Genomic DNA, 17,677 nt, shown 5'->3' with positions numbered 1-17,677 from the left:
GTTACCAGCCACCGCCACCGCCACCGCCGCCGCCGCCGCCCGACGAACCGCCACCGCCCGAGCCGCTGCTCGAGCCGGGTGCGGTCGAGGCTGAGCTGACGGTGGTGGCAAGCGACGAGCCGACGCTGCTGACGAAGCTGCTGGTATCGCGCCACGGGCTGCTGCCGCCGCTATACCAAGCGAAACCCTGCTTCCCTTCGACCGCAGCGGCCGCAAGCACGCTTTTGAAGCGGTCGGCCCAGCGATTTTCGACGCCGAGCGCGATCGCGTACGGAAGGTAGCGTTCGAACAACTCCGGCGTGTCGTCGGGCGGCATCATCCGGTCGAGACGCTCCCGTTCCGTAATCGACAGATATTGGCGGAAGCCCATGATCCGGTCGAGCACCGCCCGGCCTTCACGCGTCGGCGCCCCCATCCAGAAGAAACCGGAAATGACGACCGCAAAGCCAAGCGCCGGAATGACGAGCGGCAGCCACCAACCAAGCTCCAGCGCAGCAAAGAAGATCGGCATCGCCAACGCCAGGCCAAGCGCACCGAACGCGAAGGCGAGTATGACCAGGAGGCATTTGCCGACCGCTTCCATGGTCTGCACCGCAAGCAACAGCAAAGCGGTGCTCAGCAATGCGCCCAACGCTACGCCGACCGCCAGCAGGTCGAACACCCCGGTCGCAGCGACGATGGCAGCAGCGGCAAGCCACATCACCGCCGCCCAGATGGCGAGCCCAGCGAACGCCCAACCCCAATTGAGGTTGAACAACTTGCCCTGGTACGCGTCCTTCAACGCTTCGGTCAGCGCCTTTTTCGCAGCGCCGAAGTAAGTGTGGTTCTTCTGCTCCATCGCGATCGACTCGCCGGGACTGAGCAGCTTGCCGAGCATCGCTTCTTCAGGCGCGGGCAGGGGAGTCGTCGATTCGAACCGCGTGAGGCGCCGCTTGTCTGCGGACAGCCAGCCGCCATCCTCCTCGCTGATCCGGACGTGACCCGTGACCCCGGCATCGACCAGCGCAGCGGCGAAGGCCCGGTCGTCGAGCCCCATTTTCCAAATGTAGCGCACGGCAGGTGGGGACAAATCGTCGGGCGGAGAGAATAGCGGGACGATGGTGCCAGGCCGCGGATCCCGCCCCGCGCGCTGCCAGGCGACGTAGTAGAAACCGAGCAGGCCCAGCAAACCTGCAACCCCGACGATCAGGGGGCCGTAGTCGGCAAGCCAATTGGCGGTGCGCTCTTCGCCGCTTTCCGGCCCGACAATGCCTTTGGGAAAGGCGACCGCCACGCTCAAACCTTCGTTAGCCTGAAGCGGGGCGGTCGTTTCGAATAGTATTTCGCCTGGGCGTTCGCTGGCGACCATGGCGTTGCTTTGCCGGCTGCCTTGCGCTCCGGTGTAAATGGCCCGCTGCCCGAACGGGACCTGCTTGGGCAGGGTGATCCGAGCCTGTGCCGTCTCGATCGGGAACACCCAGCGGTTGCCGGTCGCGTTCCAGAACAGTTCGTCAAAATCCTTGAACCGGCCGATTTGGCGCGTGGTTCGATAGTGGAGGACGTAACGGTGTTCCCCTTCGGGAACGATCGTTTCCGCATCGCCGATGCGGATGCGAACGCCGTTGCGGATCGGCTCCACCTTGGCCGGCTCCGGCTTGCCGTCACGGGTGACCGCGCCGAGCGTGAACCCGACCCGGACCTGGCTGCCGTGCCGGCCTTTGTAGCGGGTCGGAAAATCACGGAAGATGCCGTGGTTGATCCGCTGGTTCTGGGCGACCACGTCGATCGTCTCGGTAACGTCGAGGGCACCGTCGGGCTGCACCTGAACGTCGCTAAGGAAGTGGGTGATCCGCTCCTGGGCCGCGGCCGGCACCGCGCAAGCGAGCAGGGCAACGGCCAGGACCGCCTTGATGAGGCGCATTAGTCAGGCCGTAGCGGCGGGGAACGAGACCTTCGGCGCCGATTGGATCGACTGGTCGTCGTCCTGGTAAAACGGCCCTTCCGAAAAGCCGAGCGGCCGGGCAACCAGGACCGGCGGGAAGCTTTGCACGTTCATGTTCAGATCGCGCACCGTCGCATTGTAATAGCGCCGCGAGCTTTGCAGCTCCGTCTCGATCGTTTCGAGCTGCTGCTGCAATTCAAGGAAGTTGGTGTTGGCCTTGAGGTCCGGATAGGCCTCCGCAACCACCATCAGCCGGCCGAGCAGGCTGGTCATCTGCGCGTCCGCTTGCGCGGTGCCTTCGACGGTTCCGGCCTTGGTCGCATCGGCCCGATGGGCGATGACTTCATCCAGCACCTGCCGCTCGTGCGTCGCATAGCCCTGGACGGTCTGTACGAGGTTGGGGATGAGATCGGCCCGGCGGCGCAGCTGCACGGTGATGCCGCTGAAGGCCTCTTTCACCAGCGCGCGAAGCCGTACGAGCCGGTTGTACACCGCGACCGCGTAAAGCAGCAGCAGGACGATTACGCCGACGATGATCCAGCCCGTAAGACTCATGGACAATGCCCCCTAAAACCCCGGGGCCGATCTTACGCCGGAAATGTAAACAGGGCTAGAAGGCGGAAAGGCCGGTGATCGCTCGCCCAAGGATCAGCGCGTGGACGTCGTGCGTGCCCTCGTAGGTGTTGACCGTCTCCAGGTTCGCGGAGTGCCGCATGACGTGGAATTCGGCGGAGATGCCGTTGCCGCCGTGCATGTCGCGCGCGGTCCGCGCGATCTCCAGCGCCTTGCCGCAATTGTTGCGTTTGATGAGGCTGATTGTTTCAGGGACTAGTTCGCCAGCTTCGAGGCGGCGGCCGACACGGAGCGCCGCCTGCAGCCCAAGCGTGATTTCCGTCACCATGTTGGCAAGCTTGAGCTGCACCAGCTGGTTGGAAGCGAGGGGGCGGCCGAACTGCTTGCGGTCAAGCGTATATTGACGCGCCGCCGCGTAACAGAATTCCGCCGCGCCCATCGCGCCCCAGCCAATGCCGTACCGCGCCCGGTTCAAGCAGCCGAACGGTCCCTTGAGGCCTTCGACATTGGGGAGGAGTGCGTCTTCGCCCACTTCGACCTCGTCCATCACGATCTCGCCGGTGATCGAGGCCCGAAGCGACAGCTTCTCGTTGATCTTCGGCGCCGACAGCCCGGCCATGCCTTTTTCCAGGATGAAGCCGCGGATCTTGCCGCCGTGCGCATCGGACTTTGCCCAGACGACAAAGACGTCGGCGATCGGTGAGTTGGTGATCCAGATCTTGCTGCCGCTGATGCGGTAGCCGCCATCGACCTTTTCGGCGCGCGTGCGCATGCCGCCAGGGTCGGAGCCGGCATCGGGCTCGGTCAGTCCGAAGCAGCCGACGAGATCCCCACTGGCGAGGCCGGGCAGGTATTTCTTCCGCTGTTCCTCGGACCCGTAAGCGAAGATCGGGTACATCACGAGGCTGGACTGCACCGACATCGCCGACCGATAGCCACTGTCGACGCGCTCGACGGCGCGGGCGATGAGCCCGTAGCTGACGTAGCCAAGGCCGGCGCCGCCATATTCGCCTGGGATGGTCGCGCCGAGCAGGCCGAGCTCGCCCATTTCGCTGAGGATCGAGCGGTCGAACTGCTCGTCCATATAGGCCTTCATCACCCGCGGCTGCAGCTTTTCCTGGGCGTAGCCCTCGGCAGTGTCGCGGACGAGCCGTTCCTCGTCGGTCAGCTGTCCATCAAGATCGTATGGGTCCGCCCAATCGAACGGCAGCAGTTTCGGTTCGCCCACGCGAGGATCGCCTTGGAAGTTAACGGATGCGCCGCCTCTAGCGAGGCGGCGGCCCGTCCGCCAGTCCCGGTTCAGTTCCCCGGCGAGGCGGCCGCGCCGCCCCCGAAGCTGTGTTTGAGCGTCACTCGGAAACTGGCGTGGCGATTACGCTCACGGAACTCGTCCTCGATATCCGTCGGCTCCGCCCGGTTCGGGCTGAACAACCGGCGCGAACGGCTGCCGACCGATTCGAGCAAATTGTCGACGTCGAAGGTGATGGAGCTTCGAGCGGAGGGCCGGAATTCTGCGAAAGCGCTGGTATAGGGCCGGCCGTTGAAGTTGGCATCGAATTCATCGGTCCGGAAGAAGGTGATCGAACTGCGATCGTCTAGCGCCAGGCCGTAGGACCAGCGGTCGGCGTCGCGGCGGACATCGACCCGCCACGTCCAATCGGGAAAAAAGCCGCTGAAGTTGCGGTCTTCGCCGGAGATCGGGTCTTCGACCCGCGTGCGCTGGACAGTGGCGTCGAACTTTGCGCGAAGCCCCGACCACAGCCGCGACAAAGGCGCGTCGATCGTCAGGGTCGCGAAGGAACGGGTTCCGCGGCCCAGATTACCCGGCGCGTCGAAGCCCTTTCCATCCTCGTCGAAGATCAGGATGCGGTCCTGAAGCATGCTGACCCGGTCGTGGCCAAGGTCGAGTTTGATCAGCCCGTCGCCAAGGATGGGGCGCTCAGCGAGCAACCGCACTTCCCAGGTCCGCTGCGGCTGCAGATTCTCGTTCCCGGCGCTGAACTGATCGGTCGAAAGCTGGACCGCGCTGACAAAGTCGTAGAAATCGAGCTGGGCGACCGTGCGCCGGACCGACAGCCGGCTGTGCCAGCCGCCGCCAAACTTCCAGTCCACGGCCAGGTTGGGCTTCAGGAAGCGCAGCTTGCGGTCGGCCTGGGCATCGCCGCGGACTTTCAGGCGGGAAAATTCGACATTGACGCCGCCGTCGATCCGAAGCGCGGGCGAAAGGTTGCGGCCGGCGCTGAAAAACAGCTCGCCGCGCGTTTCTCGGACCTGGGCATCCTTGATGTTCAGGTCGATCGGGATTTTCTCGCCATTCTCGTCGATTTCGTAAACCAGCAGCGAGCTGTCGAGCGTGTTGAGTGCGGCTTCGGCGCCGGCCTCCACCGAGAAACCGGCAAGGTTGGAGCGGGTCCAGCTAACTCGGCCGATCGTCTCGTCACGACGGGCATCGAGCGTCTGTTCGTAGCCGCCGATGGTAGTGGCGCCGTCGCTCTCCAGCCCATCGCGCAGGTCATAGGCTTCGAAGTCGGTGCGCTTGCGCCGGGTGGCGAGCGCGACCAGTTTCATTGCGCCGCCGGCAAGCGGGCGCGTTATGTCGCCGCCGACCTCGATGACCGGGCGCCGGTAACGCTGGACGAGCACGTCATCATGCGGCGCGCCGTTGGCCGGAGTGACGCGGTTGCGTTGAAACAGATCCAGGCGGCTCGGTTGCCAGCGGGCATTGAACCGCAGGGCATTGTCGGACTCGCGCTCCAGAGCCCAGCTGCCCGCGACGTAGGGATCGCGGTTGAAGATGTCATTGAACTTGCGGCGAAACTCGCGGAACTCCCCGGCTACCGCACCAGTCACCGTATCGGTGCCTTCCTCCATCTCATGGTTGCGCCCGGTTCCGGCGGACACGTTGATCGTGGAAGCGCCGCGGCGAAGCAGCGCGGAAGCCGAGATGTCCGAGTTGATCGTGCCCTCATAGCGGCGCTGCACGGACGCGGTGATATTGGCGTCGACCCCGGCCTCGGCCGACATAACGATATTGATGACCTGGCTTTTCCCGGAATAATCGGAGCCGAACAGGTCGCCCGACCCGACCTCGACCCGAACCACGCGCTGCGCAGGTATCCGGGCGAGGAGGGTTTCCAGCGATTCCGCCTTGGAACTAGGGCGTGCGCCGTTGAATACGACGTTGCCCGCAGTCCCCGCAAAACCCCGGACATCGGCGTCGTCATCGCCCTGGCCGGTGCCAAGATCCAGCGTGAAGCCGGGAACTCGGCGGGCGATGTCCAGCGCGGTGCGCGGCGCGAACGGCGCGAAGAAAGCGGCGTCATAAATCGTCGTCCGGGCGCCGTTGGCGCTGGGCGCGGCGTTCGTCGCCGTCTGTGCGAGCGCGGGACCGGGATACGTCAAGGCGAGGAGCGAGACGGTCAGGGCCAGGGAAGATCGGCGTTGGATCGGGAACCTCCGCAATTGGGCGGGGCGAAGTGTTTCCGGATCCTGATTTTCCGCTACCCAAGTTCGACGAACGGGGTCGATGGCACTCATGAACGCACTCTCCGCGAGTTGATTTGCGAAAAAGCGCGCTAGCGGGTCAGCGTCAGCGCTTTCGTGAAAGCACCGTCAATTGTTCGTCAAATCGTCAGATTGTCTCTGCGCCAGGCCTCGCGGCTGAGCGGCTGCAGCCCGGCCCTGGCGCGCTCACGGTTCACGGCCTGCAAGATGCGATCGTCGATAGGATCGAAGCGGGGGTTGTCCGCCAGTCGCCCAAAGACCGGATCGAAGCGGATCGAAGCTGCCGGGATGCCGATCAGGTCGAACGGCCGGCGCCGGGACCCCGCGTCCAGCAAGGCCAACGCCTGCGCGTCATCGCCGTTGAGGGCCGCGATCGCCGCCTGCCTGACGACCTTTCGTTTCTGCAGGAATCCTTTGTTGGGCAAGCGCGCATTGCTTGCTTCCAATTGGCGAAGCAGGGCCGCGGCGTCGGCGTTCCGGCCCGTATTGCGCAAGGCGACGATGGCTTCGGGAACGGCGATTTCGCCGCCGTTATTGCTGGCCAGGTCGTTGCGGTTGCGATCGTAGAAGCGAACGACGGCAGCGGATCGGCCGTCCCTAATCAGGAGCGCGGTCGCATTCCACAACCGCGATTGATTCCAGAAGCTTGCCCCAAGTTTCTCGGACTGCCGCTCAAGTTCGGCGCCGTCGCCGGTCAAGGCCGCCTTGGCTAATGGGTCGAAGCCGACCAGATCGGCCGACTGGCGGCGCTCGCCCAGTTGGGCGAGGATCGCGGCGAGGTTGAAGCGCATCTGGCGCTCGTTCGGATAAGCTTTCCACAAGGCGCGGGCCGCTTGCAGCTGGCCGGCGAGATCCGACTGCAGCTTGCGAAGGGAGAGCACGACCAGGTTCTTCGCGCGCGCGTCCGTGCTTAGCGCAAGGAAACGCTGCACCTGCCTGCGCGCCTCGTCGTTTCGGCCGACGGCGAAGAGGGCGCCGATCAAGTGGTCGTAGTTGAGGCCCCACAGGGGATCGATCTCCACCGCCTGGCGGAACTCCTCCACCGCCTCGTCATTGCGGTCGAGCGCGGCCAGCGTTTCGCCATGCCAGCGGTGGAACTCGGGCCGTTGCGGGCTCAGTGCCACGGCCTTGCGCATATACGGCTCGGAATGCCCGTCGAGGTTGAGCGAAATGAGGCCCAAGGCCGCGTAGCCGTCGCCAAGGTTGGGATCGAGCGCGATCGCCTTGCGCGCGAATTGCCCGGCTTCCTGCTGCGCCTGCACGATCGGGATGGTGCCATAAGCCGTCGGGTGGTCGCTTCGCAGCATGAGCACCTGTGCGAGCTCCGCATATGGCGGCGCGTAATTGGGGTCGAGGCGGATGGCTCGGCGGAGCAGGCGATCGGCTTCCGTCAACGTCAGGTCGCGGCGCTCCCGCGCTAATCGGCGAGCGGCGAGATAGAGCTCGTAGACGACCGGCGAGGTCGGGTGCTGGACGGCGGGCATCAGCGACCGGGACAGGCGTCCGGCGACGGCCTTGGCGATCTCCGCCTGCACAGCGAAGATATCGCCGGCGCGGCGCTCGTAGCGCTCCGACCACAGCTGGGCGCCGTCTGCGACCCGCGTTAGCCGGACGATGACCAAGAGCCGGTCGCTGGAGCTTCGAATGCTTCCATCCAGCAAGTGTGTCACGCCAAGGTCGCGGGCGACCTCGATAGGATTTGGGCGCTCGCCGATCTCCTGGGCCGTGAGCCGTCCCATCAATTTCAGGTTGGATTGGTTGGACAACAGGTTGAGCACTTCGTCCGACACGCCGGCGGCGAAGTAACCCTGCTTCCCGCCAACCTCGTCGAAGGGAAGCACGGCGATCGTCGGGGTCTCGGCGCGCAAGGTGGCGCGGTACACGCCGAAGAGCGCGGCGGCGCAGGCAGCGATGAGGACGACGATGACGGAAAGCCGGCGGCGTTGCCAGGGACGTGCCTGGCGAGCTTCGTCGGGTGCCGTCAGTTGCTGCGGCTTAGGCTCGCCGCGCGTCTCGGCTTTTCCGCAAGGGCCGAGAAGGACGGACAGGTCGGGCGAAGCGGGCGACCCCAGTTCTTCCCGCAACCGCTGGTCGATGCGCTTGAATCGCCGTCTGGCCGCCGCTTCGTCCCCGCACGCAAGATCGGCCATGATTCCGATGCGTGCAGCGTCCTGGTCCAGCGGATCGAGACGTTCCAATTCATCGGCAAGGAGGCGGGCCCGTCGTCCGTCGCCTTGGGCGATGCAATGGTTTGCGGCACGCTCGCCGTGCCCGGTAATCTGCCGAATGATCGAGCTTCGCGCTTCGCGCAGCCAGTTGTCGAGTTGCGGGCTCAAGTCGTCGATCGACCCGAGGATCGGCATCGACACGCCGCGCAGGCTCTCGATAAGCGCGTCGGCATCGTTGCCGTCGGCCTGCCGTTCAAGCAAGCCCACATCCGTCTGAAGCCGCTTCGTGCCCAGTGCCACGGCCTCGCGGCTGATGTTCAGATATCCGGCGGCGCCAAGTTGGCGAAGCTCATAGAGTGACTGCCTGAGGCTCGCCTTGGCCTGCTCGTCTCCGCGGTCGCCCCAAAGCAGGTCGGCGAGCACCTCGCGCGGAACCGGCCGCGGCGAAAGCGTGACGATAGCCAGCACCGCGCGGGCCTTGCGTGAGCGGGGAGTTTGGTCCTCGCCGGCTAGGTTGCGAAGCCGGACAGGGCCCAGCAGGTCGAGCGCAAGGTCGCTCGGCCACAATAGAGTCCTGCTTTTCCCCTGATCCGCCATCGGTTCGGGACGGTAGCTAGCGGCAAGACGGATTGCCAGCCGCCCGCCAATCTAGAAACTGCCGCGAATATTGAGGTTGAAAATGGGGCCGACGAGCTGGTCCTGCTTTTGCCGGTACGAGACCGGGGTCTGATTGCGATATCCTTCGTAAACGATCCGATCGACCAGGTGCCGGCCGTTAAGGACGTTGTCGACGGAGAGCCGCACCGCAAGGCCGCGGATGTTCTTATGCTCGACTCCAAATCCTGCGATCCACGGCAGATCGAGATTCTGGGAGATCTCGGTCGGATAATAGTAGCGCCCATAGTGGTTGTGATTGACGAAGGCGTTCCAGGCGATCTGCGTGCGCGGAATGTCATGCCGGACTTCGAAGCTCATCCAGCGGTCGCGAACCCCGCTGATGGAGCGCTTCTCGCCGGTGAGCGGATCTCGGACGGACGTACGCTCGGCACCGAATGAAAGGTCGACCTTGCCGCCAGTCCATCCGATCGGGTCGAACTGGATCGTGCTGATGCTTTCAAACCCAAGCCGGTCCGCGCGGGGCAGGTTGCCGACGCCTTCGCCGCCCACGCCAATGGGGATGACGTCGACGATGTCTTCAACGCGGTAGTAATGGAGATTGAGCCTGGTTTTACCCCAGGGCCCAAGATCGCGGCCTACTTCGGTATCGAGCCGCCAACTTTGCGGTGGCACGAGGTCGGGATTGCCGGCGCTTTCCTTGTCCTGGCTAAGCTTCGGTTGGGAGAGAAAATCGTAGAAGCTGATCTGCCCGACGTGCCGGCGGATTTTCAGGCTTGCATCCCAGCCGTTGGCCGGGCGCCAGCCCAGCGTCAGGCTGCCCTTGGGCCGGAAGAACTTGCGCGCCGCTTGGTCGTCATCAACCCGGTCGAGCGTCGATACCTCGGCGCCGCCGGCCACTTGCAGGTCGAGGTTCGAGGTCAGGGGCCGGCTGAGAGTGCCGATGGCTTCGTAACGAACCTCGGTCACCTTGCCAGTCCCTTGCGGATAATCGGTCTCGACGAATTCGCCCGATGAATCGAGCAGGAAAAGCCTTCCTTTCTGGTCGAGCGAATTGAACGCCCGCTCGATTGAGACCTGCCAGTCGTTCTTTCCCGTTTTCCAGGAATATTCACCGCGACCGATCGATTCACCGATGCGGGTGTTGCGATCGAACCGGACGCCTTGCGCCGGCGCTCCGCTGTCGAACGTATCGACCCGCGTATTGACCAGCGGTTCATGGTCGAAGTGGCGAACGCCGATGACCTTCAGCCGGCCCGGCCCGAACGCGAACTCATAGTCCGCATTGGCGTCGAACACATATCCGGTGTTGGTCGTCCTGATATCCCGGGCACTCGTCTCACCGCTGACTGAAACTCGCCGGTCGAGCTGTCGCCCTGGACCCCAATAGGGGCCGTAACCCAAGGTGAGGTTTCCGATCGAAGTGCCGGGTCCGTCCAAGCCGAACTTCGCCTGGAAGACCGGTTGCTCGAACTGGGAGAAATACGCTTCGTCCCGAGTCTCGGTAAGCACGCCGTTCCCGTCGTAGATCAGGACCGGGCCGCCAAAACCTCCGCGTCCGGGATTATACTTCGCCGACAGCGTGTAATCGACCGGTCCCGACTTGCCCGAATAGCTGACCGACCCCGCCAAGAGGGCAGGCTTCGTGTAATGGGCCCGGAAGGAAGGGGCATATTCGAAATTGCCCGAAGGCTTGGCAGCGCTGCTCAAGACCACGTTCGCGACTTGGCCCGACAGTCCCGCAATGCCCAGGGCGGATGCGTCGACAATCTCGATCCGTTCGACACTGTTCACCGACACATTCTGCAACTGATCGATTGCGCCGCCGGACTTGTTGGCGACGCGCTGGCCGTTGATCAGTACGTTTTCGGAAGCCTGGCCGAGGCCGCGGTCCTGGCTTGCAGAGCGGATCGTGAAGCCCGGCACCTGTTGCAACAGGTCGTAAGCTGTCTTCGGCGCGTACCGCGCAAAGTCACCAACAACGTAGACCCGCTTGCCGAGCACGGGCGTCGCCGCCGGTCCCGGAACGACGGCCGGGTCGCTCGGCGTCTCGGACGCCTGTGCGTGGCCAGTTGCCGGTGCGAAAGCGATCGCGCTCGCAAGCAGGCTGGCCCGATAGATACGCATCATAACATCCCCCCTGAAACTCTAATCTGGACTGGCGCAGGCCTTCTATCGACGCCGAGGATGGTGCCGCTTCGACGCCGCTGGTTTGAAATTAAATGAGCTTGCCGAGGCCAGGGCGGCAGAACCGACTGATCCGGTGTGACGCCTGGCTTTTAAGTAGACGACAGAAGCCTTTGGCGATCAGCCGCCGTCGTCGTCAGGCGCGTCGTTGTGGCCGACCCCGACCGCGCGAAGTTCGACCAGCTTGTCGACCGAGAGGCCGGAGTATCCTGCAGCGCGCAGCTTGCGGATGTATGCCGCGGTCACTCCGACAGCTCGCATCTCGGTCAGTTCATCAAGGCTGAGGTTCGCATATCCGGCCTTTGCGATTTCCCGCACGTATTGGCCTGTCAGGCCTGCGCCGCGAGCATCCGTTATCGAATCTGCGTTGAGGTTTTTGAAGCCCGCCGCAGCAAGGTCCCGGATGTAGTTGGAATTAACCCCGAGCGCTTTCAAATCGATCAGCTCGTCGTCGCTAACGTTGCGAAGCTGCGGGGCAGCAGCACGAATGGACGCCGCGTAAGCGGGCGTGACACCAGCGACAGCCATGTCGACCATCCGATCCGCCCGGTCGCGAGGCGAGCGTGGCAACGGCTGGGCCGCCGCCATCAGCCCTGGCACGCGCCTGACGTCGTCAAAAGTGACCATGGCGCCACCTGGTGCGCGCAGGACCGTCCGCCGCCGGCCGTTGCGATCGGTCGCTTCGATGGTGACCGTGGCGCCGTCGGGGTTGCGAAGGACCGTCCGTCCGTCACGCGTTGTGACGCTCGCACCGCCTGGCGCGCGGGCCACAAAGCCTTCCGGAACGCTGGCGACCGACGCCACACCTGCTGCAGCTGCTGCCTCGGCTGCGGCCGCGGCGGTTTCGGCGATCGCCGCCGTCTGGGCGATTGCCGCCGCCTGGCCGCCAGTTCCACTTGATGTATCGAGCGTTTCGGCGCTGCCGTAATAACGGTCCGATTGCGACTGACGGGGCGCTTCCGCGACGGCCACCGTTGGAGCGACCAGGTTGAGCGCCGCCACCGGCACCGACATTCCCGCGGCGAAGAAGCCGGCTGCGGAGGTCCAGCGCCATCCACCGGGCGCCCGCTTGGCGGCGACGTCGAGGACGCGCTTGATCCGGCGCGAGAGGGAGTTGCGGCCCGGAGCCACGCCATGGGCCCCGATTAGCAAGCCGCGACATTCGTGACGGGCGACGCCCACCAGCAGCTTGGCATAGTCGGTGTCTTCAATGTCGGCGGCGAGGACGGCGTCGTCGGCGGCTTCCTCGCGTAGCTGGTGGGCTTCGCGGGCGAGTAGCCAGACCAGCGGATTGAACCAGAAGAGCGCGACCGCAAGGCGCGAAATCATCAACTTGGCCCAGTCCAGCCTCGCCACGTGGGCGAGCTCGTGCGTGATGATCGCTTCCGCCTCGTCCCGCGAATTGGCGGCGTCGCGATTGAGCAGGATCACCGGACGGACCACGCCCCAGCTGATCGGCGAAGGAAGCTCATCGCTCGTCAGCAAGGCCGTCCCGTGCTTAAACCCCATGCGCTGCTGCGCCCGCGCCAAGGCGGTCAGCCAATGCGGCTCAACGAGCACGGTCGCGCGGGCCTTGAGCACGAACAGCCGGCCAAGCGCGATCGCGGTCAGCAACATCAGCAAGCCCGCGGGCAGGACATAGCCCCAGAAGGGCCAATCGACCTGGGACAGTGTCGAAGGGGCCGCAGCGGCTGCTTCAGGCGCCGCGAGGCTGGTGGAAACTTCGTCAGCGATTGCCACTTCGATCGGCGCCGAAGCGGGTAGCGGTTGCGGCTCGCCTACCAGGAAGCTGGGGCCGGCGACGTCGTAGGAGGGCAGGGCCCAAGCCGCTAACGGCAGGACGAGGAGGGCGGCCAGCGCCAAGTGGGCGATCCAGCTCCGGTCCGCGGCCGAACGGTCGCGCATCAGTCGAAGCAGAAGCAGCGCAGCGCCGGCAACCAGGAAAGATTTGGCGGCCAGGAGGACGACGGTGTCCATTACTTCGTTCCCTTGTCCGCGCGCGCCTTGGCGATCATCTGCTCGAGCTCGTCGAGCTGATCGGTATCGAGGCGGTCGGACATGCCCAGCAAAGCCGTCGCGGCACCCGCCGGGGAACCGTTGAAAAAGACGCGGACGACTTCGCTCAACGCAGACTTGCGCGCCGCGGTCTCGGAAACCGCGGGGCTATAGAGATAGCCGCGCTCCGAATCGGCGCGCTTGACGAAGCCCTTGTCCTCGAGCCGCTTGAGCATCGCGCGCACCGCGGAACCGCTGAGCTGCACGGGCAGCGCTTCGCAGACATCCGACGCGGTCATTTCGCCACGTTGGAAGAGCAGGTCGACAATTTGCCGTTCGCGGGGAGGTATCTTGTTGAGCACGAATCACCTTTAGAAGCGCTACATATGTAGCAATGCTACAATTGTAGTAGCCTTGCAAGCCCGAAATGCGCGGCTTGGAAAGGTCATGGAAAGTGCCAAATTTTGCTGATTATGCAAGCGCTTCCGAGAAATCCGCCAGGCGCCTGGCGGATGGGGTGGGATTCGAACCCACGGTACGGTTCCCCGCACGGCGGTTTTCAAGACCGCTGCCTTAAACCACTCGGCCACCCATCCGCGGTTAAGCTGGCGATGCTATCGTTTGGAATGCGCATCGGTGCAAGGGAACAGCAATCCGGCCGGGCGGTTGATTACGTGCCGGGCAGGGAGAGTGTGTTTGCGTTGGGAAATAGGCTGGACGATCGCGGCACTGGCGCCCCTCGCGCTGGGACCGGCGCAGGCGCAAGGCGCGGCTCAACGCGCGTCGGCCATTCCGGCAGCGGCAGCGGTCGCGACCCAGGCGCAACCGGTGGTCGTTCACCAGAACGCGCTTCCGCCGGTTGCGCAGCCAGCGCCGGCCGGCGGGGCCTTCCAGCAATATAAGCTACGTCTGACCGCTCTTGCCCGGGCGGCGCGGATCCGGGAGCAGACCATTCAGTCGGTGATTCCGGGCCTTGAACTCAGCAACCGGGTGATCGAGCTCGACCGCGCGCAGCGGCCGCGATCGACGGCGGGCACCAGCTATGTTCCGCCAATGGCGCCCTACATTCGCGACCACGTGACCTCGTCGCTGATCACCCGGGGGCAGGCGCGCTACGCCGCCCATTGGCCTAACCTGTCGCGCATTCAGCTTCGCTTCGGCGTCGATCCGGCGGTGATCATGGCGATCTACGGCAAGGAAACGAGTTACGGTTCGGTTACCGGAAACTTCGACTTGCTGCCGGCCTTGGCAACGCTTGCCTATGAAGGGCGAAGGCGCGCCTTTTTCGAGGAAGAGTTCATCGCCGCGCTCCGGCTCCTGGACCAGGGCGTGGGGCGCTGGACGCTGAAGGGCAGTTACGCCGGCGCAACCGGATATCCGCAGTTCATGCCGTCCGTCGCGCTGCGCCTTCGCGCCGACGGCGATGGAGACGGCTATGCCGATATCTGGCGCAACGAGGACGACGCCTTCGCGTCGATCGCCAACTACCTGCGCAGTGCCGGCTGGAAACCGAATGTCCCGTGGGGAATTCCGGTGCGGGTCGCGCCGACGCTGAACCGCACCGCTATCCAGTCGCATCTCAATGCACCGCGTTGCGCCGCCGTCTTTCGCCGGCACAGCCGCTGGCTAACCGTCGCCGAATGGCGCGCGCTTGGCGTCACGCCGGTCTATCGGACGCTTCCGGACACGGAACTGGCGACCCTGATGGAGCCGGACGGCCCCGGCGCCGGCGGCTATCTGCTGACCACCAACTATCGCGCCATCCTCGATTACAATTGCTCGAACTTCTATGCGATGTCGGTGGGACTGCTGGCCGATCGCATTGCCCGGCGCTGATTAATCCGCGCAGCCCTCTCGCCGTGCCGCGATCCGGGCGGTAGGAAAGGCGTTCAAGCCAACGATCAGGGATTCACGGTCAGTCCGATGAAGCGCGCATTCTTCCTTATCACCGCCGCAGCAATGCTTTCCGCTCCAGCGCCGGCCAGGGCGCCGCAATTCGAGACGACGGCGCGCAACGCCTTCCTCATCGACCTGAGCTCCGGTGCTGTCCTTTACGCCAAGAACGCCGACCAGCGGATGCCGCCGGCCTCGATGGCGAAGATGATGACGACCGAAGTCGCCTTCGAACTGATCGACCAGGGGAAGCTACCGCTCGACAAGATGTGCACCGTTCGCCCGGAGACATGGCAGAAATGGCATGGTCCGGCGGCGGGCTCTACAATGTTCCTTTCCGCCAATGAGCAGGTCAGCGTCGAAAACCTGCTGCACGGGATCGTCACGCTGTCTGGCAACGATGCCTCGGTGGTGCTGGCCGAGTGCATTGCCGGCACCGAAGAAGCCTTTGCCGAGCAGATGAATGCGCTGGCCGGGACGCTTGGGCTGACGAACAGCCACTTTGGCAACAGCAACGGCTGGCCTGACGAGGGGCGCACCTATGTGACCGCCCGCGACCTCGGCACGCTCGCCCGCGCAACGATCGAGCGGCATCCCAAGCTCTACAAGCAGTTCTACGGCCAGTTGAGCTTCACCTGGGGCAAGACTCTGGGTTCAGGCACCGCCATCACTCAGGGCAATCGCAATCCGATCCTAGGCAAGGTTCCGGGCGCCGATGGGCTGAAGACGGGCCATACGGAAGAGGCCGGCTATGGCTTCACCGGGTCGGCCGAACAGAATGGTCGCCGGTTGATCGAAGTCGTGGCGGGGCTGCCGAGCTGGAACGACCGGGTCAGCGAGTCGACGCGGCTGATCAGCTGGGGCTTCAATGCCTGGCAGGCCAAGCCGCTGTTCAAGGCCGGGACCGAGATCGCGAAGGCGCAGGTGCAAATGGGTAGTGAGAGCGAAGTATCGCTGGTCGCCCCGCGCGACCTGGCCGTCACGATCCCCGCAGGCTTGTCGGTCAATGGCGGCAAGATGCAGGTCAAGGTCCGTTACAACGGCCCGATCAAGGCACCGATCGCCAAGGGCCAGCATATCGCCGACCTGGTCGTGCTGACCGGTGACACGGCGCCGCAGACGGTGCCGCTGGTCGCCGGCGAGGCTGTCGGCGAAGCCGGATTCTTCGGCCGCGCCTGGCACGGGTTCAAGAGCCTGTTTGGAATGGCCTGACCGAACGTGAACGCGCGCGGGCGCTTCATCAGCCTCGAAGGCGGGGAAGGCGTCGGTAAGTCGACCCAGCTTCGGGCGTTGGCCGCGGCCTTACAGGAGCTCGGCCTCACCGTCGTCACCACGCGCGAACCCGGCGGCAGCGAGGGGGCCGAGGCGATCCGGCGATTGCTGCTAGAGGGTGACGACAGCCGCTGGTCGGCTGAGGCCGAGGCATTGCTGTTCGCGGCGGCACGCTCCGACCATGTGGGCAAAACGATCCGCCCGGCGCTCGATCGCGGCCAATGGGTGCTGAGCGATCGCTTCGTCGATTCCTCGTTGGCCTATCAGGGCGGGGCCCTTGAGCTTGGCATCGATCGGGTGCGGCAGTTGCACGCTTTCGGCAGTGGCGGTTTCCTGCCCGACCGCACGTTGATCCTGCTTATGGACGGCGGGCGCGATCGCGCACTTGCCCGGGACACGGGCGAAAGCGATCGCATTGGCGGCCGTTCGACCGACTTCCACGACTCCGTCGAGCGGGCCTTCCGGACGATTGCTGCGGAGGAACCCGAACGGGTCCGCCTCGTCGATGCCTCGGGTTCCCCGGAAGCCGTCACCGGTCGCTTGCTCGACCAGTTGGCGGACTTGCTGCCGTGATTTTCGGACAAGACAAGGCGATCGAGCAGTTCCGCCGCGCTTGGGATAGCCGCGAGCTTCACCATGCGTGGCTGCTCGGCGGACCTCGCGGCATCGGCAAGGCGCACTTCGCTCGCCTGGCCGCGCGGCGAGTGCTCGCGGAAGCTGCGGGACCGTCTTTCGAAGCCGCCGCGCTGGACGCACCGTCGGATCACCCGATCGTCAAGCTGCTGGAAGCCGGTAGCCACCCCGACATGCGCTGGATCGAGCGGCTGCCCAAGGAGCGCGGCGAGGGCCTGGCACGAAGCATCACCGTCAAGCAAGTCCGCGAGCTCGGCGAGTTCCTCAACCTGACACCCGCGCTCTCCCCCTGGCGGGCGATCGTGATCGACAGCGTCGACGATCTTGAGCGCGAAGGTGCCAATGCGCTCCTGAAAATGCTCGAGGAGCCGCCGGCCAACACCATCTTCTTCCTGGTCAGCCATGCCCCGGGGCGACTGCTGCCGACGATCCGGTCACGGTGCCGGCGGCTGGACTTCAGCAAGCTGGATGATGCTGCCATGACGTCAGTACTCGACGCCCAAGCCCCTGAAATCGCTGCGGCGGACCGCCAGCGGCTGATTGACCTTGCGGGCGGTTCCGCTGGCCGCGCGCTGGGCATGGCCGCACTTGATCTAGCGCCGCTGGAGCAAAAGGTGGTCGCCATCCTGAAAACCGGCGATGCCACGAACCAGCAGCGCGTCCAGCTGGCCGAAGAACTCGGCCGGAAAGGCGCGGGCGATCGTTACGCCGCGTTCCTGGAGCTCGTGCCGACAGTGCTAGTGCAACAGAGCCGGCGCTTACCCCCAGAGCGGCGCGGGCCTGCGATCGCCGCCTACGAACGGGTTCGGGAACTTGCTGCGCTCGCGCCGCGCCTTTCGCTCGATCCCGCCGCTACGGTGTTCCAGCTTGGCGGTATCCTTGCCTCGGTTGCACCGAAGCAGCTTCCTTGAAGCGT

The 17,677-nt window shown here is 64.9% G+C and carries 12 protein-coding genes and 1 tRNA gene; 4 read left to right on the top strand and 9 right to left on the bottom strand.

Translation table 11 applies throughout. From position 1 onward, the window contains the following. Position 1: 1 nt before the first annotated feature. The 9 genes from G7078_RS06750 to G7078_RS06710 all read right to left on the bottom strand — a co-directional run bounded on the left by G7078_RS06750 (position 2) and on the right by G7078_RS06710 (position 13,559). Positions 2-1,900, bottom strand: coding sequence for a DUF2207 domain-containing protein (locus G7078_RS06750; RefSeq protein WP_166094321.1), 1,899 nt, complete (start codon positions 1,898-1,900; stop codon positions 2-4). Positions 1,901-1,903: 3 nt separating this feature from the next. Then, positions 1,904-2,476 carry a LemA family protein gene (locus tag G7078_RS06745; protein ID WP_166094319.1) on the bottom strand — a complete coding sequence of 191 codons (573 nt, stop codon included), beginning with the start codon at positions 2,474-2,476 and terminating at the stop codon, positions 1,904-1,906. Positions 2,477-2,531: 55 nt separating this feature from the next. Beyond that, the gene (locus G7078_RS06740; RefSeq protein ID WP_166094316.1) at positions 2,532-3,722 is read right to left on the bottom strand and encodes an acyl-CoA dehydrogenase; all 1,191 of its coding nucleotides are present in this window, start codon (positions 3,720-3,722) and stop codon (positions 2,532-2,534) included. A 71-nt stretch (positions 3,723-3,793) separates the two neighbouring features. Next, positions 3,794-5,896 (bottom strand): TonB-dependent receptor plug domain-containing protein, encoded by a 2,103-nt coding sequence (locus G7078_RS06735; RefSeq protein WP_166094314.1) that lies wholly within the window; start codon positions 5,894-5,896, stop codon positions 3,794-3,796. Positions 5,897-6,117: 221 nt separating this feature from the next. Further along, the gene (locus G7078_RS06730) at positions 6,118-8,763 is read right to left on the bottom strand and encodes a BTAD domain-containing putative transcriptional regulator (RefSeq protein WP_166094312.1); all 2,646 of its coding nucleotides are present in this window, start codon (positions 8,761-8,763) and stop codon (positions 6,118-6,120) included. A gap of 51 nt (positions 8,764-8,814) precedes the next feature. Next, positions 8,815-10,911 carry a TonB-dependent receptor plug domain-containing protein gene (locus tag G7078_RS06725; RefSeq protein ID WP_166094309.1) on the bottom strand — a complete coding sequence of 699 codons (2,097 nt, stop codon included), beginning with the start codon at positions 10,909-10,911 and terminating at the stop codon, positions 8,815-8,817. Positions 10,912-11,088: 177 nt separating this feature from the next. Next, entirely contained in the window at positions 11,089-12,945 is a 1,857-nt protein-coding gene (locus tag G7078_RS06720; protein WP_166094307.1) for a M56 family metallopeptidase, read from the bottom strand. Continuing rightward, positions 12,945-13,325, bottom strand: coding sequence for a BlaI/MecI/CopY family transcriptional regulator (locus tag G7078_RS06715; protein ID WP_166094305.1), 381 nt, complete (start codon positions 13,323-13,325; stop codon positions 12,945-12,947). The genes G7078_RS06720 and G7078_RS06715 overlap by 1 nt, the downstream gene beginning before the upstream one ends. A gap of 144 nt (positions 13,326-13,469) precedes the next feature. Beyond that, a tRNA-Ser gene (locus G7078_RS06710) sits at positions 13,470-13,559 on the bottom strand. A gap of 100 nt (positions 13,560-13,659) precedes the next feature. Between G7078_RS06710 and G7078_RS06705 the strand changes: the two genes are divergently transcribed. From G7078_RS06705 to G7078_RS06690, 4 genes are all read left to right on the top strand, one after another. Further along, positions 13,660-14,799, top strand: coding sequence for a lytic murein transglycosylase (locus G7078_RS06705; RefSeq protein ID WP_246166284.1), 1,140 nt, complete (start codon positions 13,660-13,662; stop codon positions 14,797-14,799). 87 nt (positions 14,800-14,886) lie between these two features. Further along, entirely contained in the window at positions 14,887-16,068 is a 1,182-nt protein-coding gene (locus G7078_RS06700) for a D-alanyl-D-alanine carboxypeptidase family protein (protein ID WP_166094303.1), read from the top strand. Between the two features lie 6 nt (positions 16,069-16,074). Next, positions 16,075-16,701 (top strand): dTMP kinase, encoded by a 627-nt coding sequence (tmk, locus tag G7078_RS06695; protein ID WP_166094300.1) that lies wholly within the window; start codon positions 16,075-16,077, stop codon positions 16,699-16,701. Continuing rightward, positions 16,698-17,672 carry a DNA polymerase III subunit delta' gene (locus tag G7078_RS06690; protein WP_166094298.1) on the top strand — a complete coding sequence of 325 codons (975 nt, stop codon included), beginning with the start codon at positions 16,698-16,700 and terminating at the stop codon, positions 17,670-17,672. The genes tmk and G7078_RS06690 overlap by 4 nt, the downstream gene beginning before the upstream one ends. The last annotated feature ends 5 nt before the right edge of the window (positions 17,673-17,677 follow it).

This window comes from Sphingomonas sinipercae (assembly GCF_011302055.1).
In the GTDB taxonomy this organism is placed as follows: Bacteria; Pseudomonadota; Alphaproteobacteria; order Sphingomonadales; family Sphingomonadaceae; genus Sphingomicrobium; species Sphingomicrobium sinipercae.
The sequence above is the reverse complement of the archived record's forward strand: the minus strand, read 5'-3'. Positions and strand labels throughout refer to the sequence as shown.